Origin of the sequence: Klebsiella sp. 141203, assembly GCF_032601985.1 — a bacterium.
GTDB lineage: Bacteria > Pseudomonadota > Gammaproteobacteria > Enterobacterales > Enterobacteriaceae > Klebsiella > Klebsiella aerogenes.
Map to the genome: position 1 here is coordinate 396,550 of NZ_JAQIRL010000001.1, position 22,665 is coordinate 419,214.

General features: G+C 56.3%; 20 protein-coding genes. 13 read left to right on the forward strand and 7 right to left on the reverse strand.

Annotated features, from left to right (window positions below; all coding sequences use genetic code 11):
* Nucleotides 1–227 precede the first annotated feature (227 nt).
* From PGR29_RS02010 to PGR29_RS02030, 5 genes are all read left to right on the forward strand, one after another.
* A complete protein-coding gene (locus PGR29_RS02010) occupies nucleotides 228–1,274 on the forward strand; it encodes a LacI family DNA-binding transcriptional regulator (RefSeq protein WP_316423959.1) in 1,047 nt (348 codons plus the stop codon).
* A 142-nt stretch (nucleotides 1,275–1,416) separates the two neighbouring features.
* Complete coding sequence (locus PGR29_RS02015) at nucleotides 1,417–2,724, forward strand: MFS transporter (protein ID WP_015705501.1); 1,308 nt, start codon at nucleotides 1,417–1,419, stop codon at nucleotides 2,722–2,724.
* Between the two features lie 17 nt (nucleotides 2,725–2,741).
* Nucleotides 2,742–3,506 (forward strand): SDR family NAD(P)-dependent oxidoreductase, encoded by a 765-nt coding sequence (locus tag PGR29_RS02020; protein WP_087859597.1) that lies wholly within the window; start codon nucleotides 2,742–2,744, stop codon nucleotides 3,504–3,506.
* Nucleotides 3,507–3,551: 45 nt separating this feature from the next.
* A complete protein-coding gene (locus PGR29_RS02025; protein ID WP_316423960.1) occupies nucleotides 3,552–3,965 on the forward strand; it encodes an RbsD/FucU domain-containing protein in 414 nt (137 codons plus the stop codon).
* 322 nt (nucleotides 3,966–4,287) lie between these two features.
* Nucleotides 4,288–5,991, forward strand: a complete 1,704-nt coding sequence (locus PGR29_RS02030) for an ABC-F family ATP-binding cassette domain-containing protein (RefSeq protein WP_316423961.1) — start codon at nucleotides 4,288–4,290, stop codon at nucleotides 5,989–5,991.
* A gap of 45 nt (nucleotides 5,992–6,036) precedes the next feature.
* Here the strand turns inward: PGR29_RS02030 and PGR29_RS02035 are convergent, their stop codons facing one another.
* Nucleotides 6,037–6,978 (reverse strand): bifunctional helix-turn-helix transcriptional regulator/GNAT family N-acetyltransferase, encoded by a 942-nt coding sequence (locus PGR29_RS02035; RefSeq protein ID WP_316423962.1) that lies wholly within the window; start codon nucleotides 6,976–6,978, stop codon nucleotides 6,037–6,039.
* A gap of 254 nt (nucleotides 6,979–7,232) precedes the next feature.
* Between PGR29_RS02035 and adhP the strand changes: the two genes are divergently transcribed.
* The 7 genes from adhP (at nucleotide 7,233) to PGR29_RS02070 (ending at nucleotide 15,511) form a co-directional block, all read left to right on the forward strand.
* Entirely contained in the window at nucleotides 7,233–8,243 is a 1,011-nt protein-coding gene (gene adhP / locus PGR29_RS02040; protein ID WP_015366486.1) for an alcohol dehydrogenase AdhP, read from the forward strand.
* A 158-nt stretch (nucleotides 8,244–8,401) separates the two neighbouring features.
* The gene (locus tag PGR29_RS02045) at nucleotides 8,402–10,024 is read left to right on the forward strand and encodes a TIGR04028 family ABC transporter substrate-binding protein (protein ID WP_316423963.1); all 1,623 of its coding nucleotides are present in this window, start codon (nucleotides 8,402–8,404) and stop codon (nucleotides 10,022–10,024) included.
* Between the two features lie 9 nt (nucleotides 10,025–10,033).
* Nucleotides 10,034–10,978 (forward strand): ABC transporter permease, encoded by a 945-nt coding sequence (locus tag PGR29_RS02050; protein WP_316423964.1) that lies wholly within the window; start codon nucleotides 10,034–10,036, stop codon nucleotides 10,976–10,978.
* Nucleotides 10,975–11,826 carry an ABC transporter permease gene (locus PGR29_RS02055; RefSeq protein ID WP_113373316.1) on the forward strand — a complete coding sequence of 284 codons (852 nt, stop codon included), beginning with the start codon at nucleotides 10,975–10,977 and terminating at the stop codon, nucleotides 11,824–11,826. Before PGR29_RS02050 ends, PGR29_RS02055 begins: the two co-directional genes overlap by 4 nt.
* Nucleotides 11,823–13,424 carry an ABC transporter ATP-binding protein gene (locus PGR29_RS02060; protein ID WP_316423966.1) on the forward strand — a complete coding sequence of 534 codons (1,602 nt, stop codon included), beginning with the start codon at nucleotides 11,823–11,825 and terminating at the stop codon, nucleotides 13,422–13,424. Before PGR29_RS02055 ends, PGR29_RS02060 begins: the two co-directional genes overlap by 4 nt.
* Nucleotides 13,424–14,410, forward strand: a complete 987-nt coding sequence (locus PGR29_RS02065) for a putative FMN-dependent luciferase-like monooxygenase (protein WP_183269077.1) — start codon at nucleotides 13,424–13,426, stop codon at nucleotides 14,408–14,410. Before PGR29_RS02060 ends, PGR29_RS02065 begins: the two co-directional genes overlap by 1 nt.
* Nucleotides 14,411–14,419: 9 nt before the next feature.
* Nucleotides 14,420–15,511 carry an alkylhydroperoxidase domain protein gene (locus PGR29_RS02070; RefSeq protein ID WP_316423967.1) on the forward strand — a complete coding sequence of 364 codons (1,092 nt, stop codon included), beginning with the start codon at nucleotides 14,420–14,422 and terminating at the stop codon, nucleotides 15,509–15,511.
* Here the strand turns inward: PGR29_RS02070 and araJ are convergent, their stop codons facing one another.
* The 6 genes from araJ to PGR29_RS02100 form a co-directional block, all read right to left on the reverse strand.
* On the reverse strand, nucleotides 15,512–16,693 hold the full coding sequence (gene araJ / locus PGR29_RS02075) for an MFS transporter AraJ (RefSeq protein WP_316423968.1): 1,182 nt from the start codon (nucleotides 16,691–16,693) through the stop codon (nucleotides 15,512–15,514). It abuts the gene before it with no gap.
* 84 nt (nucleotides 16,694–16,777) lie between these two features.
* Nucleotides 16,778–17,494 (reverse strand): ABC transporter ATP-binding protein, encoded by a 717-nt coding sequence (locus PGR29_RS02080; RefSeq protein WP_087859587.1) that lies wholly within the window; start codon nucleotides 17,492–17,494, stop codon nucleotides 16,778–16,780.
* Nucleotides 17,494–18,366 carry an ABC transporter ATP-binding protein gene (locus PGR29_RS02085; protein ID WP_087859586.1) on the reverse strand — a complete coding sequence of 291 codons (873 nt, stop codon included), beginning with the start codon at nucleotides 18,364–18,366 and terminating at the stop codon, nucleotides 17,494–17,496. Before PGR29_RS02085 ends, PGR29_RS02080 begins: the two co-directional genes overlap by 1 nt.
* Nucleotides 18,363–19,649: a high-affinity branched-chain amino acid ABC transporter permease LivM gene (gene livM, locus PGR29_RS02090; RefSeq protein WP_316423969.1), complete on the reverse strand. Its 1,287-nt coding sequence runs from the start codon at nucleotides 19,647–19,649 to the stop codon at nucleotides 18,363–18,365. The genes PGR29_RS02085 and livM overlap by 4 nt, the downstream gene beginning before the upstream one ends.
* Before the next feature lie 9 nt (nucleotides 19,650–19,658).
* Nucleotides 19,659–20,573 carry an ABC transporter permease subunit gene (locus PGR29_RS02095; protein WP_032711708.1) on the reverse strand — a complete coding sequence of 305 codons (915 nt, stop codon included), beginning with the start codon at nucleotides 20,571–20,573 and terminating at the stop codon, nucleotides 19,659–19,661.
* A 111-nt stretch (nucleotides 20,574–20,684) separates the two neighbouring features.
* A complete protein-coding gene (locus PGR29_RS02100; protein WP_015366474.1) occupies nucleotides 20,685–21,800 on the reverse strand; it encodes a branched-chain amino acid ABC transporter substrate-binding protein in 1,116 nt (371 codons plus the stop codon).
* A 561-nt stretch (nucleotides 21,801–22,361) separates the two neighbouring features.
* Here PGR29_RS02100 and PGR29_RS02105 point away from each other — a divergent pair.
* Nucleotides 22,362–22,640 carry a hypothetical protein gene (locus tag PGR29_RS02105; protein WP_087859583.1) on the forward strand — a complete coding sequence of 93 codons (279 nt, stop codon included), beginning with the start codon at nucleotides 22,362–22,364 and terminating at the stop codon, nucleotides 22,638–22,640.
* Nucleotides 22,641–22,665: the final 25 nt, after the last annotated feature.

The following is a 22,665-nucleotide window of genomic DNA, read 5'->3' on the forward strand; positions in this document are numbered from 1 at the left end:
TACGGGCCCGAACTCCGGGCCCATTTTTTTATCCCCGCCCTTTGCCGTTATTTATTCCACTTTGTTTACTAAACACCTGCCCATCCTTACGAGGCGCTTCACAGATGTTTTATTTCACTCGCTTGGCGGGTGGTAAATACCTTGCCCGCCTGTTCGCTCATCGATAAATTAGCAATCAGATACCGCGGCGCTGAAATAAGCGCGCAGCAAAAAGAGAAGGTTTTGGTATGGCGAATATTCGTGATGTCGCCCGGCGGGCCGGAGTTTCAATTAGTAGCGTGTCCAACGTACTTAATAATCGCACGCAACAGATGCGCGAAGAGACCCGACAGCGGATAGTCAAAACGATGGCTGAGCTAAATTACCGCCCTGCGCGTTGCGCCCCGCCGGTCGCCGACTCAGCAACCAAAATACTCGGCCTGATGGTACCGTCTATCGTCAATCCCAGCTTTTCAGCGCTGGCACATGAACTGGATACTGCGGCACGCGCGTTTCGCCACCGGCTGTTATTAGGCATTTGCTGCCGCGATGCCGCCGAGGAGTCAGCCTTTATCGCGGATATGTTCTCCCACGGCGTACGCGGGTTGATTGTCGCCGCCAGCGACGTACGCAAAACCCACTTTGTGCGTGCAGCGGAACAAGGCATGACCATTATTAGCTATGATAACCGGTTGGCCGAAAGCGTCCCGCCTCGGGCACGCTACTTCGATAGTGTCTCAATGGACAACGTTGAAGCGGGACGTTTGGCGGCGCAACATCTGCTGGACAACGGTTGCCGTAATATCGTCTTCGCCACCGAAAGCGGGTTAACGCTGGGACGCAGCCATAAAATCCTCGGCTTTCAGTCCGCGCTTGCCCAAAGTGATACAGCGGCCAGGGGCGTGGTGATAGAAGGCAAAGGCAATCGGGAGTTCGGGGACGCCGAAATGTTCGAACTGGGCGTAAGCCTGGCGCAAAAAATTAGCGCCCTAACGCCGCGAGTGGATGGCGTAGTAGCGATTAACGATGCTCTAGCCATCGGTCTGATGGTTGGGCTACGCGCGCAGGGCCTGAAAATAGCGCAAGATATTTCGGTGATTGGCATCGATAACATCTCCCTGTCGGCGTTATCGTCACCGGGCCTCACTTCGGTAATGGCCCCGCTTTCGGCAATGGCGTCGATGATGGTTGAGCGGCTCGTCCAGAGAATTGCTGAGCCGGGATTACAAACCGACGAATTTATCTTTGCTCCGGAAGTTATTCAGCGGCAGTCGGTAAAAATAAAGCAACCATAGTTGTTTTTATAAAAATAGCATGATGCAGATAATATTTATTATCTGCAGGGAGGCTTACACCCCATCACATTTAAAACGCATATTAATGACGGGATTCCTATCCCATTCTTTTGTACTTTAACGAGTATAACCGGAAATAATGATGAACCTACAATCTGCGCAAGATATAGAAAAGAGCGCCATTAAGAAATTGACATGGCACATTGTTCCATTAATGATATTGCTTTATTTTCTGGCTTTTCTTGATCGTAATAATATGGCCTACGCCGCAATGGCGCTGGAAGATAGCCTTGGCCTGACGGCCACCGCCTTTGGCTTTGCTTCGGGAATATTTTTCATCGGTTATTTTATGTTTGAAATCCCCAGCAACGCCGGCACGATTAAGTTCGGTCCGCGGCTGTGGTTTGCGCGTATTCTGATAACCTGGGGAATCTTTGCCACTTTGATGGGTTTCGTCAGAACGCCGACCGAACTCTATATCTGTCGTTTTATGCTCGGCGTGTGCGAAGCCGGTTTCTTCCCTTCGGTGGTGTACTACTTCACGATCTTTTTTCCGCCCGCCTGGCGGACCAAAATTCTCGGCATGTTCATTATTGTTCAGCCGCTATCCAATGCCGTCGGCTCACCGATTTCAGGCTTAATTCTGCATATCGATAACGGCTGGTTTGGCCTTGAATCCTGGCAGTGGTTATTTATCCTCGAAGGTATTCCGCCGATCGTTATCGGCCTGTTCATCCCTTTTATTATTAAGAATTCACCGCAAGAAGTCGGCTACCTCAACGCTGAAGAAAAGGCGTGGTTAATGAGTAGTACAAACCGTTCAAAATCAGGTAGCAAAGTCTCGCTGGCTGAGTTTGCCAGCGGTATTAAAAATCCCAAATATCTGCTTTATGCGCTGCTGAACTTCGGGATGGTTTGCGGGATTTACGGCTTCGGGATGTGGCTACCGTCGATTATTACCGCCATTTCCGGCGATGATATTCTGCGCGTTAGCCTGATTGCCCTCATCCCCTACGGCCTGGCGGCGCTACTGGTTTATCCATGGAGTATGCTGGCCAGTAAAACGCGAAAAATCGCCGTTTTTGCCGGTATCAGTATGGTCGTTGCCGCATTAGGACTCGCCGGCGCGGTGGTGTTCTTTAAGTTCAACGTCGCGATTTCACTCTCATTCCTGACCATTGCCGCCATTGGTATCTATACCGCGGTACCGTGTTTCTTATCGATGCCTGCCAACGTCTCGGCAGGCGCAGCGACGGCCGCGGGTCTCGCCGTGGTGAGCTGCATCGGCAACCTGGGCGGCTTCGTCGCTCCCTACGTGGTCGGCCTCCTTAACGATTTCAGCCACAGCAGCACGCCGGGCCTGATATTCCTCGCTATGTGCCTGCTGATCACCGGCCTGATTTGCATTTTCTACTGCGCCAGACAGCGCGAAGGCGTCATTCAATCCTGAAAATTTAAGGAAACATCATGGGAACTCTTATTGGAAAAAAAGCATTTATCACCGGCTCTGAACAAGGTATCGGCTGGGCTACGGCGGAAAAACTGATTCTGGCGGGATGCGATGTCTTTTTGCACTATCACAGCGGAGAAGAAGGCCCGCAAAAATTGGCGGCTATCGCCAGCGCGCGAGGGCAAAAAGCGGCCTGGCGCTATGCGGATTTGATTGACACTGAGGACGCGACCGCCTGCGTGCAGGCCGCCGCGGAATTCCTCGGCGGTATCGACATCCTGGTGAATAACGTTGGCGGGATCGTCGGGCGTAAGTGGCTTGGCGAAATTGATCGTCAGTTCTGGCAAACGGTGTTAGACGTCAATATGACCACCATGCTTAACGTCACCCAGGCGGCGCTTCCCTGGCTTAAATCGGCAACGGATGGCGCCAGCATTATTAACCTCGCCTCGCTGGCGGGGCGCTCCGGGGGGCATGCCGGTTCTCTCGCCTACTCAACCACAAAAGGGGCAATTCTGACCTGGACACGCTCGCTGGCGGCTGAGTTGGGCGAGCACGGCGTGCGCGTCAATGCGGTTGCGCCAGGACTTATCCTCGGCACCCGTTTTCATAACCGCCACACCACACAGGCTTCGGCTGACGAAACCATCCGGCAAATTCCGCTTAAGCGCGCGGGAACGCCCGATGACGTCGCCCGCGCTATCACTTTCCTTGCCGGCGAGTATGACGGATTTATCTCCGGCGCCACTATCGACATTAACGGCGGAATTTATCGCATGTAATGCAAACCGGGCGGCCAGAAATCGCCGCCCGCCAGGGAGTTCCTGATGATCAAATTCGAAATTATCCATCCACAACTGCTGGCTGCTCTGGCGTGCTGCGGCCATAAATCACAAATTCTCATCGCGGATAGCAATTTTGCCTGTCGCGTTAATGCCAATGCCGATGCCACGTTGATTCAGCTCAACCTCGCGCCAGGCATGGTTCCGGCAACTTATATCGTCGAAAAACTGCTTACCTGCGTTAATGTCGAACACGCGACGCTGATGGCATCGCCAGCGGAATTCACTAACACCATCGCCAGTGAATACCGGGAACTTCTACCGACAAACTGCCCGCTTGAATATGTCGTACGCGAAGCTTTCTACGCAAAGTCTCGGTTGCCATTGACCCAACTGGTCATTGCTTCCGGCGAACAGAGTCGTTTTGCCAACCTACTTCTCACCGTGGCCCCGGCCTAACCGTCATACCCGCCGCCGATGAGACCGGCGGCGCGATCCTCAATGCTGGTATCTGGTCAAAAGACAATTTAGCCACTACACTCCCTGCATCCATCAACCTACTGAAAAAATAAGGAGGATCCCCATGCTGTACTGTGAACTGTTTAATGTTTCACATACATTTGGCGATCGCACCAGCTCAAGCGTTATCGGTATCGTGCTGCGATAACTTTAGCTTGAGCGAAGAAGCCAACGTCTAAATCCCTTCCTCGGGCTTACCGGGTTATCGTCAGCGATGTTTGACGAGGCATTCTCATGCCTGTAACTCTTGAGTAAGTTCACAATGAGCACACTTTTAAGCGCACAATCTCTCCACGTTGATACGGCCTTTGGCCCACTTTTCAACGACCTCTCCTTTACCCTGAAAAAAGGCGACCGAATTGGCCTTATCGGCTATAACGGTTGCGGGAAAAGCACGCTATTGCAGGTGCTGGACGGCACTCTCACGCCGAATTCAGGCAGCGTATCGCGGGCTAATCACTGCCTGCTGGCGCGCGTGGAACAACATCTGCCTGACGCCCTACTCAGCCAACCGCTATTGCAGGTGGTACTGGAAAAACTGGCGCCTGGCGAACGGGATTCGCTGCGCTGGCAAGCGGAGCGGCTGCTCGCTGAAATGGGTTTTACCGTTCAACAGACCCAACAGCAAGCCGCCACCCTGAGCGGCGGGCAACATACCCGTCTGTTGCTTGCCCGCGCCTTGATCCAACAACCCGATTTGCTGTTGCTGGATGAGCCAGGAAACCATCTCGATCTGCCGACCCTGCTGTGGCTGGAAAGCTTCTTGCAAACCTGGCAGGGGAGCTTCGTGGTGGTGTCGCACGATAACCTCTTACTGGATGCTGTAACTAATACCAGTTGGATTTTACGCGATAAAACGCTGCACGCTTTCTCGCTACCCTGCAGCGCCGCCCGTCGGGCGTTGGAGGAGCAAGATGCAAGCGATGCTCTGCGCCACAAAGCGGAACAAAAGGAGATCGACCGCGTCGCTGCCAGCGCTAAACGGCTGGCCATCTGGGGCCGGGTTTACGATAACGAAGATCTGGCGCGTAAAGCCAAGCAGATGGAAAAACAGGTTTCACGCTTGAAGGATAGCCAGACGGAGCTCACCGCCGGCACGCCGTGGCGTCTGGAGGTGCATGGCGACGCCGTTCGCGCCGATCGTCTGCTGGAGATGGAAAATCTCCCCGTGCCGCCGGCGCCCGGTCTCCCCGCCCTGTTCACCACCGGTCTGGCGCGGCTGCAAAGCGGCGACCGGGTAGCGATAATGGGGCGCAACGGCGGCGGGAAATCGTCGCTGCTGCGCCTGTTATGGCGGCAAATGCAGCAACCGGCTACCGAAGCCGGGCTGCGTTTACATCCGCGGCTACATCCGGGTTATTACGATCAAACCCTGCATCAACTGGCGGATGAGGCCAGCCTGCTGGAGGCGCTGGAGCCCTTTGAGCCTTCGCCGGAAACGCGCAAGCGCGCGCTGATTTCCGCCGGCTTCGGCTGGGCGCGACATGGACAGAAGGTCAGCACTCTCAGCGGCGGCGAACGTTCGCGGCTGCTATTTGTCGGCCTGTCGCTGGCGAGCTATAGCCTGCTGCTGCTCGATGAACCCACCAACCATCTGGATATGGAGGGTAAAGAGGCGCTGGCGGCGACGTTGCGGGATTATCCCGGCGGCCTGCTGCTGGTTAGCCACGATCGACAGCTCATCAGCCAGAGCTGTAACCGCTTCTGGCTAATTGATGAAGACGGGTTAAGCGAGTGGCACGACGTCGACGAGGTGTACGCCCGTCTGCGCGGCTACGAGCGCCTTCCGAGCCCGGCGACGCAAACGCCGCCCGTCGACGAGCTGCAAGAGGATTTGCTGGAACGTCTGGTGATGCTGGAGCAGTTGTTGGCGGACGACCTGCAGCGCAAGCCGAAACATCAGAAGCCGCAGCTACAGGCGCTGTGGCGTCAGGAGATTGAGGAGATAAATATACAGTTGAGTTAAATGCCTATGCCACCGGAGCGTCAGCGCCCCGGTGGCATGACGGCTTTAGCGGCGGGTAAACTGCTGCTCAAGCATGGTCTTCCCCCATTGATCGCCCTGCCACTCTTTACTCAGCGTAAACCCAAAGGATTCATATAATTTACGCGCCGCCTGCAAGCCGCTAAATGTCCATAGCTGAACCGCATCGAAGCGCTGATCATCACAAAAGTTGATGGCTTCAGTCAGCATGCGCCGCCCCACGCCGCTGCCCCGACAGCCATCGCCGAGAATAAACCAGCGCAGATGCGCTTCATTATTACCAAGATCTTCGCCATCAATGGCGACAGAGCCGACGACGACGCCATTTTTGACAGCCAGCCAAATCTGGTTACGTTGGTTGTTCAGACGGCCAGAAAACTCAGCCAGACCGCTGGCGACTTTACCTTCAAAAAAATGGCCAAAACCGTAATGATGGGCATAATACTCACCGTGCATTTGCGCAATGCGGCCAATCATTCCCGGCTGATAGCCGGTAACTATCGTGATGTCGTTTGGTCTGCTCGTAACCGGCTGCTGACGACAGCGCTCAAGCGCCCACGAATAGGCCGTCAACCCCTCGGCAACGATCTGCTGCTGTGCGCTATCCAAATGCGCCAGCGCCTCAATCACCCGCATGGCGCCGTACTCATGAATGCGGGTGACCGTCGCCTGCCCTTTGGTTGTCAATGACAGTTGTTTAAAACGCCCGTCATCAACACAACCATTTTCCTCTATCTCGTTAGCGGCCTGCAGGCGCGAAAGCATGCGGCTGACGCTCGATTTGTCCAGCCCCAATACCTGCACAAGTTGCGCGGCGGTCATCGCGCCATGAGTAGAAATCTCCAGCAGCGCATGCACCGCGGAAGGCGAATAGTCGGTCGCCGCCAGCGTGCTGTTCATAAAACCGAGCTCGCGCACCATCAATCGTGATGCGGAACGAATTTGATTGATAAGTAAAGTGTCAGGCATGGTGATATCCATGAATAAAGATAGTTGCACAATACAACCATCATTCACTCCCCCCTGTCAATAAATCTGACGCACGCAGAGCAATGCCGATCAAACCCCCTAAAATTGGTATAAACGGATGAATATTGTGCCAAATATGCGGCAAATCCCCCCATTCCCAACCATACCGCTTGTAATTAGCGACATAAGATCTAATCCTTAATGAGTATTATTTTCGCTGCTAGCACCTTCGTATCATTAACAAGGAGAAACGCATGAAAGCTGCTGTAGTCACCCACGACCACCAGATTGATGTAACCGATAAAAAGTTACGCCCGCTGGAGCATGGCGAAGCGCTGCTGAAAATGGAATGCTGCGGGGTCTGCCACACAGACCTGCACGTGAAAAACGGCGATTTCGGCGATAAAACCGGCGTCATTCTCGGCCATGAGGGCATCGGCATCGTGGAAAAAGTCGGCCCTGGCGTGACGTCGCTGAAGCCGGGCGATCGCGCGAGCGTGGCCTGGTTCTTCGAAGGCTGCGGCCACTGCGAATACTGTAATAGCGGCAACGAAACCCTGTGCCGCTCGGTGAAAAATGCCGGTTATACCGTCGATGGCGGGATGGCCGAAGAGTGCATCGTCACCGCTGATTACGCGGTCAAAGTACCGGATGGGCTGGATTCAGCCGCCGCCAGCAGCATCACCTGCGCCGGCGTTACCACTTATAAAGCGGTGAAGGTCTCGCATATCAAACCCGGCCAGTGGATTGCCATTTATGGCCTCGGCGGCCTGGGCAACCTGGCGCTGCAGTATGCCAAAAACGTCTTTAATGCCAAAGTGATCGCCGTTGATGTCAACGACGGGCAGTTGGAGCTTGCCGCCTCTATGGGCGCCGATCTGACCGTGAATTCACGCAATGAAGACGCCGCCAAAATCATTCAGGAGAAAACCGGCGGCGCCCACGCGGCCGTGGTTACCGCCGTTGCCAAAGCGGCATTTAACTCCGCCGTGGATGCGGTTCGCGCCGGTGGCCGCGTCGTCGCCGTTGGCCTACCGCCAGAAGCGATGAGCCTCGATATTCCGCGCCTGGTGCTGGACGGAATTGAAGTAGTAGGTTCGCTGGTAGGTACCCGTCAGGATCTGATTGAAGCCTTCCAGTTTGCCGCCGAAGGCAAAGTGGTGCCGAAAGTCACTCTGCGACCGCTTGGTGATATCAACGCCATCTTTAAGGAGATGGAACAGGGGCAAATCCGCGGCCGCATGGTTATCGATTTCCGCCGTTAATTCTGTCTGACTCTGCCAGACGAAAAAGTCTAACCTGCTGACTATTCCCGCATCTTGGGAATAGTCAGATTTCGCAAATGCTTAGCGCAAATCGTTGGTTCCTTTGTATTCCGTCGCGCCCGATGATGGCAAGACAATAGATAACAAAGGAATTCACCATGCAAAATCGCTTTCGCCTGCCTACGCTTGCCGCCCTTTTTATCGCAGGCGCGTTTTCGGTTTCGGCTGCGCAAACGCCGATCAAAGGCGGCACCTTAATTTATCTGGAACAACAGCCGCACACCAATCTCTATCCGCCGGCCGGCGGTTTTTACCCTAACGGCGGGATCCTCAATCAGATAACCGACAAGCTAACCTGGCAAAACCCGGAAACGCTAGCTATCGAGCCGTGGATCGCCGAAAGCTGGAGAAGCAACGACGAGAAGACCGAATATACCTTTAAGCTGCGGCCTGGGGTCACCTTCTCTGACGGTACCCCGCTCGATGCCAATGCGGTCGCAAAGAATTTTGATACCTACGGTTTGGGCAATAAAGCACTGCGCCTGCCGGTTTCCGAAGTGATCAACAATTACGATCGTAGTGAAGTCATCGATCCGTTGACCGTCAAATTCTATTTCAAAAAGCCCTCACCGGGATTCCTGCAAGGGACCGCAACGATTGGCTCCGGGCTGGTTTCCCTCAGCACCCTGGCGCGGAGCTTTGAGGCGCTGGGCGATGCCCGCAATATCATCGGTTCAGGCCCCTTTACGGTAAAAGATGAAAAACCGGGACGCGAATTAACGCTGGTGGCGCGTAAAGATTATCAATGGGGGCCGAAAAATCTTGCTCAGCAAGGCCCGGCGAACCTCGACGGCATTACCTATATCGTAACGCCGGAAGATAGCGTACGTATTGGCGCGCTGCTGGCGGGACAGGCCGGATTTATTCGCCAGGTGCAGGCCTATGATGAAAAACAGGCAACCGACCAGGGCTTTAATATTTATGCCGCGCCGACGCGCGGCGTTAACGATAGCCTGAGCTTCCGTCCGGATAACCCGCTGGTTGCCGACCAGCGAGTACGCCAGGCATTACTGCATGCGACCAACGCCAAACAGATTGTTGAGACCCTTTTCTCGCCAAACTATCCGCAGGCAAGTTCCGTTATCGCCCGCACCGCGGCGGGATACGTCGATTTGAGCGACAAACTGGCCTTCGATCAGCAGAAAGCTAAACAGCTGCTGGATGAGGCGGGCTGGACAGCGGGCGCGGATGGTATCCGACAAAAAGCGGGACAACGGCTGGCGCTAACCGTCTATGAATCCCTACCGCAGCCGCAGAACAAAGAGGTGCTACAGCTGGTCGCGCAGCAGTGGCGTCAGGTTGGCGTGGCCTTAAGCGTGAAAGCCGGCGACGCCGGCAGCCGGGTACTGGATAATCTCGACCCGCTGAAAACGCCATTGACCGTTTCTGAAGTCGGCCGCGCCGACCCGGATGTGGTGAAGAGTATGTTCTTCCCCGCCAACCGCGATGCCCTACTGCAACAGGGCGGTTCGAGCGACAAAGTAAAAACCTTCCGTGACGATAAGCTCAACGCCCTGTTAACCGCAATCTCTGCCGAAGTGGATGCGCAAAAGCGTCTGCAGTTAACTGGCGATGCGCAGCGTTATCTGCTGGATAACGCCTACGTCATTCCCATCTTTGAAGAACCGCAGGTCTTTGCCGGCGCGCCATGGGTAAAAGGCGTACGTTTTGAAGCCGTGGGCCGTCCGTCGTTTTACGGCGCATGGCTGGATAAACACTAAGGGGGCGCCATGAGCCACTATCTTTGGCGACGGTTGGCACAAGGCGTACTGGTGCTGTGGGCGGCCTTCACCCTGACCTTTTTTCTGCTGCAGGTCCTGCCCGGCGACGCGATTTTGATTAAGTTTCAGAACCCCGATCTGGGGCTGAGTCCGCAACAGATCGCCGAAATGCGCGTGGCCTATGGTGCTGACAGTCCGCTGTGGCGGCAATATTTCCACACTTTATTGGCCATGCTGCGGGGAGATTTCGGCTATTCACTGCAAGCGGGACTGCCTGTCAGTTCCCTGATTGCCAGCAATTTACCCGACACGCTGGCGCTGGCGTTGCCGGCCTTTGCGCTGGCGGTTCTGCTGGCCTTTGCGATCGCTATCGCTTCGCGTTTGCCGGGGCTACGCGGTATCAGCAATTTGCTACAGTCGTTGCCGGTGCTGTTTATTTCACTGCCGACCTTTTGGCTCGGCATCGCCTTAATCCAGATCTTTTCATTCCAATTGCACTGGGTCCCGGTTATCAATCCCGGACCACTGCAAGGGCTGGTGCTGCCGGTTATCGCGGTGGCGATACCGATTTCCGCGCCGCTGGCGCAAATTCTGTTACGCACCATGGATCACAGCGCCGCACAACCCTTCGTTGCCGTTGCTCGTGCCAAGGGAATGAGCGAAACGCGGGTGTTATGGCGGCATGTCATCGGTAATGCCCTGTTGCCGACATTAAACATTGCCGGCCTGCTGTTGGGAGAACTGATCGCCGGGGCCTTAATTACCGAAACCGTTTTTGGCCGCAGCGGGCTCGGCCAACTGACGCAACAGGCGGTGAATAATCAGGATAGTGCCATTCTTCAGGCCGTGGTGATGATTTCAGCGCTGGGCTTTGTCGCGATCAATCTGCTGGTCGATCTGCTGATGCCGATGCTCGACCCGCGCTTAAAACCCCTGCGCGGAGGTGCGCTATGAGTCTGGTCGATTACGCCTCGGCGGTGCGACGCCGTCCGGTCAACTGGCGCCGTTTTTCCTTCCAGCCGGGGCTGTGGCTGGCATGGTCGGTGATGACGGTTGCGGTACTAATGGCTTGCGCGCCGCAATGGTTCACCGCGTTTAATCCGCTCGACGGCATCGCCGGCGCTCAGCGTCTGGCGCCGCAGGCCGGACACTGGTTGGGTACCGACCAGCTCGGGCGCGATGTGTGGAGCCGCATCGTCTACGGCGCTGGGCATTCGCTTTCCGCGGCCCTGGCCGCCGTCGCCATGGGACTGGTTGTCGGCACCGCGTTGGGCACCGTTGCCGGCGCGTTGGGCGGACGGGTCGAAGCGGTCGTCATGCGGATTGTCGATATTCTGCTGGCTATCCCCTCGCTCCTGCTTTCGCTAACGGTAATCATACTGCTCGGTTTTGGCACCCTGAACGCCGCCATGGCGGTCGGGGTTGCCGCTATCGCCAGTTTCGCCCGTCTGTCGCGCGCCGAAGTCGTCCGCATTCGTCACAGCGACTATGTCGAAGCGGCCTACGGAAGTGGAGGCACTTTTTTAGCCGTATTCTGGCGGCATATTCTGCCTAACTCGCTTTCGCCGGTGCTGGCTTTCGCCACCCTACAATTCGGCCAGGCTATTCTCGCCCTTTCAACCCTGAGTTTCCTCGGCTACGGCACTCCGCCGCCGGTTCCGGAATGGGGATTACTCATCGCCGAGGGACGTAACTATCTTTCCACCGCCTGGTGGCTCACCACTTTCCCAGGGATCGCGGTCATTGCCGTGGTACTGGCAGCCAATCGTATCAGCCAACAACTCAATAGGGATCGCCGATGAACGTGCTTAACGTAGAAAATCTGACCATCAGCTACCGTTCGGGCGGGCAGTGGCGCGAAGTGGTTCATCGGGTGAGTTTTAAGGTTAAACGCGGCGAGATGCTGGCGTTCGTCGGCGAATCCGGTTCGGGTAAAACGACAACCGCTCAGGCGATTATCGGCCTGCTGGCGGAAAACGCCCGCCTCGATGCCGGGGCGGTTCGCCTCAACGGTGAAGAGATTAGCCGCTGGTCTGGCAAGCGGCTGGATAGCCTGCGCGGGGCCAGAATCAGCCTGGTGCCGCAGGATCCCGGCAACTCGCTGAACCCGGTGCAAACCATTGGCGCACAGGTCGGCGAAATACTCCGCCTGCATCAAAAAAGCAGTAAAACGGAGCGTCGACAGCAAGTTATCGCCCTGCTGGAAAAAGTCGGCTTAAGCCATCCTGAGCTGCGCGTAGACCAATATCCGCACCAGCTCTCCGGCGGTATGAAACAGCGGGTGCTGATCGCCATTGCCATCGCCCTGAAGCCGGATTTGATTATTGCCGACGAACCCACCAGCGCGCTCGACGTGACGGTCCAAAAAAGAATCCTCGATCTGCTCGATCATTTGCGCCGTGAATCCGGCACCGCGGTGCTATTTGTCACTCATGACCTCGCGCTGGCGGCGCAGCGTGCCGACCGGCTGGTAGTCTTTCGTCACGGTGAAATTCAGGAGCAGGGCAATACGGGTGATGTGATTCGCACCCCGCAGCACGGCTATACCCGCCAGTTGCTGTGCGATCTGCAGGGACAGAACCTGCACTTAACCACCGACATTCGCCCGTTTGTTACGCCGGCAATACGGGTTGAAGGCCTGAGCAAACGCTTTGCGTTAGGGGGGAGTCATCTCCAGGCGCTGGATAACGTAAGCTTTATTTTACCGCGTGGCAGTACCCATGCGCTGGTCGGCGAATCGGGTTCAGGAAAAACCACCCTCGCCCGCATCTTGCTTGGTTTTGAGCAGGCCGATAGCGGACAGGTGACCATCGATGGTATTGCCAGCGGACAATTGAGCCGCGAGGCCCAGCGCCAGCTGCGGCGCAAAATTCAGTTTGTTTATCAAAACCCTTTCGCCTCTCTCGATCCCCGCCAGACCCTGTTCGACATCATCGAAGAGCCGTTGAAGAATTTTCAGCGCCTGACCAAAGATGCGCGGCGTCGACGGGTAGAGTCCGTCGCCGCCCGCGTCGCGCTGGCGCCGGAGCTACTCAACCGAACCGCTCGCGAGCTCTCCGGCGGCCAGCGTCAGCGGGTCGCTATCGCCAGGGCGTTGATCCTCGACCCCACGATTCTGGTGCTTGATGAGGCCACCTCAGCGCTGGATGTCACGGTGCAGGCGCAAATTCTCGCCCTGTTGCTGCAATTACAGCAACAGCTCGGGTTGAGCTATCTGTTTATCACCCACGATCTGGCGACGGTACGCCGCATCGCCCATAGCGTGACGGTGCTACGCACCGGGCAAGTCATCGAACAGGGCGAGGTTAAGCAGTTGTTCGCCGCGCCGCAGCACGACTATACCCGCGAGCTGCTCGCCGCCATTCCTCATTATCACGCACCCAGCACGGAGATTGCATGATGCCTAAACGCCTCGGATTTTTCACCCGCCTACTTGACCGCGCCACGCCGCAAGAGCGCTATCGCCTGGCGACAGAGCAGATCCGCCACGCGGAACGGCTGGGCTTTGATAGCGCCTGGGTGGCGCAACACCATTTCCATGAAAATGAAGGCGGTTTACCGTCGCCGCTGGTGTTTCTTGCCCACGCGGCGGCCCATACGCAACGGATCCGTCTCGGTACCGCCATCATTACGCTGCCGATGGAAAACCCACTGCGCGTCGCGGAAGACGCGGCAGTGTTGGATTTACTCGCTGATGGTCGCCTGGAAGTGGGTTTTGGTTCCGGCGGGACGCCAACCTCCTTTCTCCCCTTTGGCCTGGCCTGCGAACAACGCGGCGCGGTCTTCGCCGATCATCTGCATTTGATTGAAAGCGCCTGGCGCGGCGATACGTTGGCTCATCCTGACAATCATCTTTATCCGCCCGCGCCGCAGCTGGCGGAGCGAATTTGGATCGCCACCTTTTCGATTGAAGGCGCTATTCGGGCCGCTAAATCCGGCCATGGGTTGATGCTATCGCGCACGCAGCCGCGCCCGCCAGGTCAAAGCGAGCTGCCGCTGGATGCGATTCAGAACCCGATTATCGATGCCTACCTCGCCGCGCTGCCTGCCGGCGTGTCGCCGCGAATTCTGGCCTCCCGTACCGCGTTTATTGCCGACAGCCAGGCGTACGCGCTACAGACCGCGGAGCCAGGATTAAGTAAACAGGCGGCAGCCCATCGCGCTGCCGGTCATGAGATCATTGGTGACAACGTCACGGATTATGCTCGCCAGCTTGATGCCCATATTGGCGATGCGCCACATGTGCTTGCATCGCTTGCCAAAGATAGCGTGCTAACCCGCGTGACTGACATTTCGTTTCAGGTCCATTCGGTGGAGCCATCGCATCAGGACACGCTGCGTTCTATCGAACTCATCGCTAAACACATTGCCCCGCAATTCAGATAAGGAGTCGCTATGAGCTTAAGTCAGGATATTTTGGCTGAACTGGCGGAGATCGCCGCCGATTCACCGCTGGGCAAGGCCCGCGCGTTGCGCGACGCTGCGACCCGCCACGCCCAGGGAAGTTACGAGGTGCTATTTAGCCAACAGGATGAGGATTTTCCGCTCGAGGAACGTTTCGCCATCGCCGCAAAAGTGGCCAGACTTCATCAGGCAGATGCGCTGGCGGCGCATTACGCCGGTTTCGGCCTTGCCGACCCGACAACCCCACGGCTTGCCGCCGCGCTGGGATTTGCCCGCCTGCTGACCTTTACTCCGGTGGAAGCGACGCCAGCGGCGATACAAACGCTTAGCGACGCGGGCTGGAGCCTGCGCGGCATTGTGACGCTGGCACAGCTTATTGCGTTTGTCAGTTTTCAAAGCCGATTACTGAGCGGCTTGCGTTTGTTAAATGGTAAATCAATTTCCGAAGCCGAGACCCCGGTGGTTGCCGGCTACTGGCACACTCATCCCAGGACGGCCAGCGGTAAACCTGCGCCGGTGGCCTTTACGCGCGATGAATTACACTGGGAACCGTGGATTGCCGATAAGCCGCTCGCTGAATTTAATCCCGTCGAGCAGGCGCTACTGGCGCAGTTCGGCCACAGTGACTCCCCCTACTTCCGCCTGCTGGCGCGCAACCAACCGGTGCTTGAACAGCGCACGCTAACCGATAAAGGGATCTTCTATACGCCGGGGGGGTTGCCGCGCGCCGAACGTGAACTGGCGGCAACGGTGGCAAGCAAAATCAACGGCTGCATCTACTGCGCGTCGGTACACGCGCGCAAGGCGGCGCAGTTGTCCAAAGATGAGCGAGCGGTGGAGACCCTGCTGGCGGTAACGCCTGGGGAGAATCTCAGCGATGGTCAAGGGCCGCGCTGGCAGGCGGAGATTGACGCCGCCGCCGCGCTTTCCGTTACCCCGCCCGCGATAACCCCAGCGCATCTCAGCGCGCTGGAGAAGCAAGGGCTGGATATCGTCGAACAGCTGGACCTGCTGCAATCGGCGGCATTCTTCGCCTGGGCTAACCGCCTGATGCTAACCCTTGGCGAACCGTGGCGAGATTAATCAGGCCTGCTCTGCCTGAGTAACGCGATGACGCGTTACCCGCCGCTGATATCGCGCATACAGCAGCAATGAACTCATCGCCAGAAACGACAGCGCTGCCGCCGGCAGCGCAACCGAACGCCAACCCGCGCCAAAGGTAATCATCATCCCGCCGCAGTAGGCGCCAATCGCGCTACCGAGGTTAAACGCTATCTGCCCGCCCGCCGCTCCGAGCATTTCGCCGCCTCTGGCATTTTGTAGCAGTAATATTTGCAGCGGCGCGGCTAGCGCGAAAAGCCCCGCACAGCAGATAAACGCCAGCGCCAGCGAAGCCAGCGGTTGCATGCCAAAGGCAAAGATGAGCAGTAACGCCGCAACAATGACGCCGTTGGTCATCGCCGCAATACGCAGCGGACTGTAGCGCCCAGAGATCCTGCCGCTAAAGAGATTACCTAAAACCATCCCCAATCCGACCAGCATCATAATGAACATCATCGCCGACTCGCTAAAGCCGGAGACATTCATCATGAAGGGCTTGATATAGCTAAACCAGGCAAAAACGCCGGCATTGCCGAACATCGTGGCGGCGAAAATAAACCACGGCGCCGGGGATTTAAGGAAATGGAATTGTTCGCTGAGCCGGGAGGCGGATTTGTCATATAGCGTCGGCACCCAGCGCAGTATCGCCAATAGCACCAGCACATCAAATAGCGCGATGGCCGTGAAGGTATAGCGCCAGCTGAACTGATGGCCAAGCCAGGTGCCAGCCGGTACGCCAAGCAGGTTTGCCACCGTCATTCCCGCTATCATCCCGGCGACCGCCGCGGTAACCCTGCCCGGCGAGGCGATTTTCGACAAAATAATCGCCCCGACGCCAAAATAAGCGCCGTGAGGAAAACCTGAAATAAAGCGACCGAGCGCCAGCATGGGATAACTTGAGGAGCAGGTAAATAACGCGTTGCCTGCCACACATAGCGCCACCAGAAACAGCATCACCGATTTCAGCGAAAAACGGCTGGAAAACAACGCCATGACAGGCGCGCCAAACACCACGCCAAAGGCGTACCAGGAGATCATGTTGCCGGCCGTGGGGATGGTAATACCGACATCATGGGCAATTTCCGGCAATACCCCCATGATGCCAAACTCCGCCATTCCGAGGCCAAAGGTTCCCAGCGCTAAGGAAAAAATCGTTTTCTTCATCTAGTCGGTCACTTTAATGTGCATTCACGACGTTAGTGTAACCGATTTCACACCCTGTTTTCTCCCCCTACGACTGACGAAAACTTAACCCATCCCCAGGTAAGCATTTCTGACTTCCGGGTTATCCAGCAACTCTGCGCCGCTACCGCTCAGACGTATTTCGCCGTTGACCAGCACATACGCGCGGTTAGCCAGTTTTAGCGCGTGGTACGCATTTTGCTCCACCAGTAGCAGCGTCATACCCTGGGCGGTCAACTCGCGCAAGATGCTGAAAATCTGCTTCACCACCAGCGGCGCCAGACCCAGGCTCGGTTCATCTAATAGTAATAGCTTTGGCCGACTCATCAGCGCGCGGGCGATCGCCAGCATTTGCTGCTCGCCGCCGGAGAGCGTCATCGCCCGCTGCGCGCGACGCTCTTCCAGCCGTGGAAACAGCTGATACATCCGCGCTTTATCTTCATTCTGATAACGATTACCAATGGGAATAGTGCCCATCAGCAGGTTCTCTTCCACCGTCATATCGGCAAAAATGCGCCGTCCCTCCGGCGCCTGGGCAATACCGTTGGTGGCGATATAGTGCGTCGACTGGCGGCTAATATCATGTCCGCGATAGATAATACTGCCATCGGTAATCCGCGGCTGGCCGAAAATGGACATCAGCAGCGTGGATTTTCCGGCGCCGTTAGCGCCGATTAACGCCACCGTTTCGCCTTCATTGACCGTTAGCGATACCGACTTCAGCGCCTGAATTTGCCCGTAAAAAACATTAACCTCGCGAAATTCCAGCAACGGTTGGCTCATCATGCGATCTCCTGTTCATCGGTACCAAGGTATGCGGCGATCACGCTCAGGTTGGATTGGATCTCAGCCGGGGTGCCATGAGCAATAACATCGCCGTGGTCGAGTACAATCACACGATCGGAGATTTCCATCACCATGCTCATATCATGTTCGATCAGCAGTATGGTGACGCCATGATGTTCTCGCAGAAAACGAATAATCCGGCTCAGGGCGCGCGTTTCCGCCGGATTCAGTCCGGCTGCGGGTTCGTCAAGACACAGTATTTCCGGCCCGGTACACATCGCGCGGGCGATCTCCAGTCGCCGCTGCTGGCCATAAGAGAGCGTTCCCGCCAGTCGATTGGCGCAGTCGACCATCTCCACCACTTCCAGCCAGTAAAAGGCCCGCTCTAATGCGCGGTTCTCCGCCTGCCGATAGCCTCGGGTATTCAGGATCCCGGCGATCAGATGGCGGTTGACCTGCATATGCTGGGCCACCATCAGATTTTCAATCACCGTCATTTCGCGAAACAAGCGGATGTTCTGGAAGGTACGCGCCAGCCCGGCGCGGTTGACCAGATGCGCGCCGCCGAACATTTTGTAGTACATCCGCCGTCCCAGGCGCGCGGGATGGAAAAAATCATCGGCATGCAGCTTCTGCCCGAGAACCTGAATCACATCGGTTATTCGTTGCCGGGCATTAAGACGAATGGCGCCGCCGCTGGCGCGGTAAAATCCGGTCAGGCAATTGAACACCGTGGTCTTGCCCGCGCCGTTCGGGCCAATCAGGGCGGTGATCGATCCGCGTTCAACCTCGAGATTGACATCATTCAGCGCTTTAATCCCGCCAAAATGCATCATCAGATGCTCGACCTGCAATATTGCATCGCTCATGGCGCGACTCCTTTGCGGATTTCCACCCCGGTACGCCCGGTACGCACCAGCCCGCGCGGCCGCCAGATCATCATCAGGACCATCAGCACGCCAAAGAGCAGAACCCGGTATTCGTCAAAGCCACGCAGCAGCTCCGGCGTGACAGTCAGCACGAAAGCCGCCAGCACAACACCTAATGTCGAGCCCATGCCGCCTAATACCACGATAGCGAGAATCAGCGCCGACTCGAAAAAGGTAAACGACGTCGGGTTCACGAAGCCCTGATAAGTGGCGAAAAAGACCCCGGCGATGCCGGCCGTCGAGGCGCCGAGCATAAACGCGGACAGCTTAACCAGCACGTGATTCAGCCCCATCGCCCGGCAGGCGATTTCATCTTCCCGCAGCGCCTCCCAGGCACGTCCAATCGGCATTCGGGTCAGGCGGTGCTTTATCAGCAGCACCATCAGTACCACGATAAACAACACGGCATAGATAAAAATAAATTTAAGGTTGGGGTTGTAGGCAATATGCAGAAATTCATGAATCGGGGTACCGCCCTCTTTGGCTCGCCGGGCAAACTCGAGGCCGAAGAGCGTTGGCGACGGCACCGAAACGCCGTTGGGGCCGCCGGTGAAACTTACCCAGTTGTTGAGCACCAGACGGATGATTTCGCCGAATCCGAGGGTAACAATAGCCAGGTAGTCGCCATGCATTCGTAAAACCGGAAAACCCAATAACGCCCCCGCCAGCGCCGCCATCACCGCCCCCAGCGGCAGCATTGCCCAGAACCCCAGGCCAAGGTATTGATAGCCGAGCGCCAGACCGTAGGCGCCAATGGCGTAAAAGGCGACGTACCCCAAATCAAGTAACCCCGCGAGACCCACCACGATGTTTAATCCCAGCCCCAGCAGGACGTAGATAAGCCCGAGGATCGCCACGGTGAGCAGATACTTACTGGCCATTAACGGGAAAGCGATAGCCGCAATCGCCAGCAGCGGCAGGACAAAACGTAGCCGACTACGATAGCCAGGGGGGCGGACGAATACCCCCTGGTCGTTGCCTTCAAAACGTCCGACAAACCGCTTTCCCCTGCGGGTTTGCAAAAGCAGGCTGAGCAGCAGACGCCCCACCATTACCACCGCTACCAGCACGATGACACGCTGCGGGGAAAGCGTAAAACTGTACCCCTTCAGCACGATCCCCACGATCGGGCCAAAGACTATCAGCGCGCATAAACCGGCCAGCACGCTATCGATAAGGCTGCGCTTGACGTCGATGCCGTCTAAACGGGAAATATCGTTCATATGCCCCCCTTAGACCTTGGCCACAACAGGACGGCCTAACAGCCCTTGCGGACGGAAAATCAGAATCGCCACCAGCAATGCGAACGAGAAGACATCCTTATAATCCGAGTTTACTAACCCGGCGAACTGCGCCTCGGCGACGCCCAGCAGCAGGCCGCCAAGCATCGCCCCCGGCAGCGAACCGATCCCGCCCAGTACCGCGGCGGTGAAGGCCTTAATGCCGATAATAAAACCGATATAAAAATCAAACGTGCCGTAATTCATGGTCACCAGTACCCCGGCGAGTCCCGCCATGGCCGCGCCAATCATAAATACCAGCGAGATCACCCGATCGGTGTTAATGCCGAGAATGGCCGCCATCCGCCGGTCCTGCTGGGTCGCGCGGCATACCCGCCCAAGCTGCGTATGGTTGATTATCCAGCTCAGCACCACCATGCCGACGAAAGCGGCGAGCAGGATGAAGATTTTGGTCCAGGTGATTTGCACCACGCCATCACCTACCGTAATCCGCAATACGCCGTGCATCAACGTCGGGATCCCCTGTTGATTAGGGCCCTGACTCAGTTGCACGTAGTTTTGTAAAATCAGCGACATGCCGATTGCCGAAATCAGCGGCGCCAGACGCGTTGAATTCCGTAGCGGCCGATAAGCAATGCGTTCGATGGCCCAGCCGTACACCCCGGTGACGATAATCGTAAACACCAGCGTGCCGAAAATAAGCAGCGGGAAAGAGTGAATACCGAAGTAGGCCAGCAGCGCCAGCCCGATAGCGCACAGGTAGGCTGAGACCATATATACCTCGCCGTGGGCGAAGTTAATCATACCGATGATGCCATAAACCATGGTGTAGCCAATGGCGATAAGCCCATATACCGCGCCAAGCGTTAAGCCATTGATCAGTTGTTGCAGAAAGAATGCCGCCATAGGAACCATCCTGCCAGTCAAGGTGCAGCAGACGCAGAGGCCTTAACGTCTGCTGCTTACGGTGGTACGACGCCCCTCTGATGAGGGCGTTATGCGCACTACAATCCTGGGTTACAGCTGATGATATTTGCCTTTATCATCCCATTGATAAACCACGTAATCCGATACTTTCAGGTCGCCTTTGCCGTCCCAGGCTTTTTTACCCATCACGGTATCGACGCTGTGGTTTTTCAACCATTCGCTGGCTTTGGCATTATCGGTACCGGCAGCGTTATAGGCCGCGGCGATAGCCTGGATTGAAGCATAGGCGTAAAGGGTATAGCCCTCCGGTTCAAAACCGCTGGCGCGGAATTTGTCGATCACCGCTTTACCTTCAGGAATGGTGCGCGGATCTTTACCGAAGGTCATTAACACGCCATTGGTAAACTGCGGCCCGCCCGCGGCGGTAACCAACTCTTCGGTCACCACGCAGTCGCCGGAGAAGAACTTAGCCTGGACGCCCTGCTCGCGCATCTGGCGCACCAGCGGGCCGGCTTCCGGATGGCAGCCGCCGAAATAAACCACATCCGGTTTCAGGGCGCCGATTTTGGTTACCAGGGCATTAAAGTCTTTTTCCCCGCGGGATAGGCCTTCATACAACACCTCTTTCGTCCCGCGTTTAGCCAGCGCCGCGCGCGTCGCGTCGGCTAATCCCTGACCGTAGGTGTCTTTATCGTGAATGACGGCGATTTTCTTCGCCTTCAGCACATCCAGCATGTAGTTGGCGGCAATCACCCCTTGCTGGTCATCGCGCCCGCACATGCGGAACATATCTTTCATTCCGCGTTCGGTGATTTGCGGATTGGTGGAACCCGGCGTGATGGTCAGGATCCCGGCTTCGTCATAGACCTCGGAGGCGGGCATTGTCGAGGAAGAGCAGAAGTGGCCTACCACCGCCGAGACGCCGGAGTCGTCAACCAGGCGGTTAGCCACCGCCACCGCCTGCTTGGGTTCACAGGCATCATCGCCCTGCACCAGCACAATTTTTTCGCCTTTAATTCCCCCAGCGGCATTAATATCAGCCGCCGCCTGCGATGCCCCTTTCCAGTATTGGGCGCCATAGGTCGCATTCGGCCCGGTAAAGGGGCCGGCCACGCCAATCTTCACATCCGCCTGTGCGTAAAATGCCGCGCTCAAACAACCTGCTATTGCAAAATGCAGAGTCAACTTTTTAAGTTTTAAAGACATTCGGATAGTCCTCAGCGATATCGAACAGACGCCATAAACTGGCGCAGTAAAAACCACTTACAGCGTAACGTGCCAATGCTGGAATAAGCCGTAGCGGCTTCGGTAGATAAAGCAAAAAACCCGCCAGGAAGAGAGGTATCGCCAGATCGATTACTAATAGTCGCGTAGCGTGACCGCAATCGGTACCACCCGGCAATGCGCCAGTCTTTACAGGTCAGGAGGTCTGTTGCCGTCACGTGGCCTGCCGGGAACGCTGGTGTCCATACCGACAGTGAGCTAAACATAGAACGACTTTAGCAACCTTGCGCACCGGGCTGGTGCAAAAGTGCGGAGATGATCAAAACTAGTGAAAATTTTGCTGCATTAATGTGAAATTAAAGACAAGGACATGGGGAATGCTCGGTAATACAAGTAGCTACCATAAAGAATTACCGAGGAGTAGCAACTTTATACTAGCAGAGGGCGATTACGCTTTGAAACATTAACTTCTTTTACGTATTATCTTAAACCTTGCTCTTTTTACCTGCCGCCGTGGCGGGTTTCGTCTCATGGATGAAATTTATGACTTTAAAAAAATTAATTATTATCGCCATCAGCGCGCTTTCTATTAACGCTAGCGCCTTCGCGGCGGGCAGTCTCGCCGACCAGTTACACTATACGCCGCCGGAACCGGCAGACCTTGCCGCTAATCCACAGACAGAATCGCCTGAATCGAAAACGGAACAACCAAAATTAACGATGACTCCCGACGTTAATGCCTACACCTATTACAACGAAAAGGTGAATCCTGTCACCAATGATATTGACCGTATTGAACAAGGCGGCGTCGTTGAATTCTGATTTATACCGGCGCAGCGTTCGCGCC

Bases quoted from the DNA above. Each gene is read 5' to 3' on its own strand.
- PGR29_RS02010 (WP_316423959.1), top strand. From the start codon at position 228: ATGGCGAATATTCGTGATGTCGCCCGGCGGGCCGGAGTTTCAATTAGT.
- PGR29_RS02015 (WP_015705501.1), top strand. From the start codon at position 1,417: ATGAACCTACAATCTGCGCAAGATATAGAAAAGAGCGCCATTAAGAAA.
- PGR29_RS02020 (WP_087859597.1), top strand. From the start codon at position 2,742: ATGGGAACTCTTATTGGAAAAAAAGCATTTATCACCGGCTCTGAACAA.
- PGR29_RS02025 (WP_316423960.1), top strand. From the start codon at position 3,552: ATGATCAAATTCGAAATTATCCATCCACAACTGCTGGCTGCTCTGGCG.
- PGR29_RS02030 (WP_316423961.1), top strand. From the start codon at position 4,288: ATGAGCACACTTTTAAGCGCACAATCTCTCCACGTTGATACGGCCTTT.
- PGR29_RS02035 (WP_316423962.1), bottom strand. From the start codon at position 6,978: ATGCCTGACACTTTACTTATCAATCAAATTCGTTCCGCATCACGATTG.
- adhP (WP_015366486.1), top strand. From the start codon at position 7,233: ATGAAAGCTGCTGTAGTCACCCACGACCACCAGATTGATGTAACCGAT.
- PGR29_RS02045 (WP_316423963.1), top strand. From the start codon at position 8,402: ATGCAAAATCGCTTTCGCCTGCCTACGCTTGCCGCCCTTTTTATCGCA.
- PGR29_RS02050 (WP_316423964.1), top strand. From the start codon at position 10,034: ATGAGCCACTATCTTTGGCGACGGTTGGCACAAGGCGTACTGGTGCTG.
- PGR29_RS02055 (WP_113373316.1), top strand. From the start codon at position 10,975: ATGAGTCTGGTCGATTACGCCTCGGCGGTGCGACGCCGTCCGGTCAAC.
- PGR29_RS02060 (WP_316423966.1), top strand. From the start codon at position 11,823: ATGAACGTGCTTAACGTAGAAAATCTGACCATCAGCTACCGTTCGGGC.
- PGR29_RS02065 (WP_183269077.1), top strand. From the start codon at position 13,424: ATGCCTAAACGCCTCGGATTTTTCACCCGCCTACTTGACCGCGCCACG.
- PGR29_RS02070 (WP_316423967.1), top strand. From the start codon at position 14,420: ATGAGCTTAAGTCAGGATATTTTGGCTGAACTGGCGGAGATCGCCGCC.
- araJ (WP_316423968.1), bottom strand. From the start codon at position 16,693: ATGAAGAAAACGATTTTTTCCTTAGCGCTGGGAACCTTTGGCCTCGGA.
- PGR29_RS02080 (WP_087859587.1), bottom strand. From the start codon at position 17,494: ATGAGCCAACCGTTGCTGGAATTTCGCGAGGTTAATGTTTTTTACGGG.
- PGR29_RS02085 (WP_087859586.1), bottom strand. From the start codon at position 18,366: ATGAGCGATGCAATATTGCAGGTCGAGCATCTGATGATGCATTTTGGC.
- livM (WP_316423969.1), bottom strand. From the start codon at position 19,649: ATGAACGATATTTCCCGTTTAGACGGCATCGACGTCAAGCGCAGCCTT.
- PGR29_RS02095 (WP_032711708.1), bottom strand. From the start codon at position 20,573: ATGGCGGCATTCTTTCTGCAACAACTGATCAATGGCTTAACGCTTGGC.
- PGR29_RS02100 (WP_015366474.1), bottom strand. From the start codon at position 21,800: ATGTCTTTAAAACTTAAAAAGTTGACTCTGCATTTTGCAATAGCAGGT.
- PGR29_RS02105 (WP_087859583.1), top strand. From the start codon at position 22,362: ATGACTTTAAAAAAATTAATTATTATCGCCATCAGCGCGCTTTCTATT.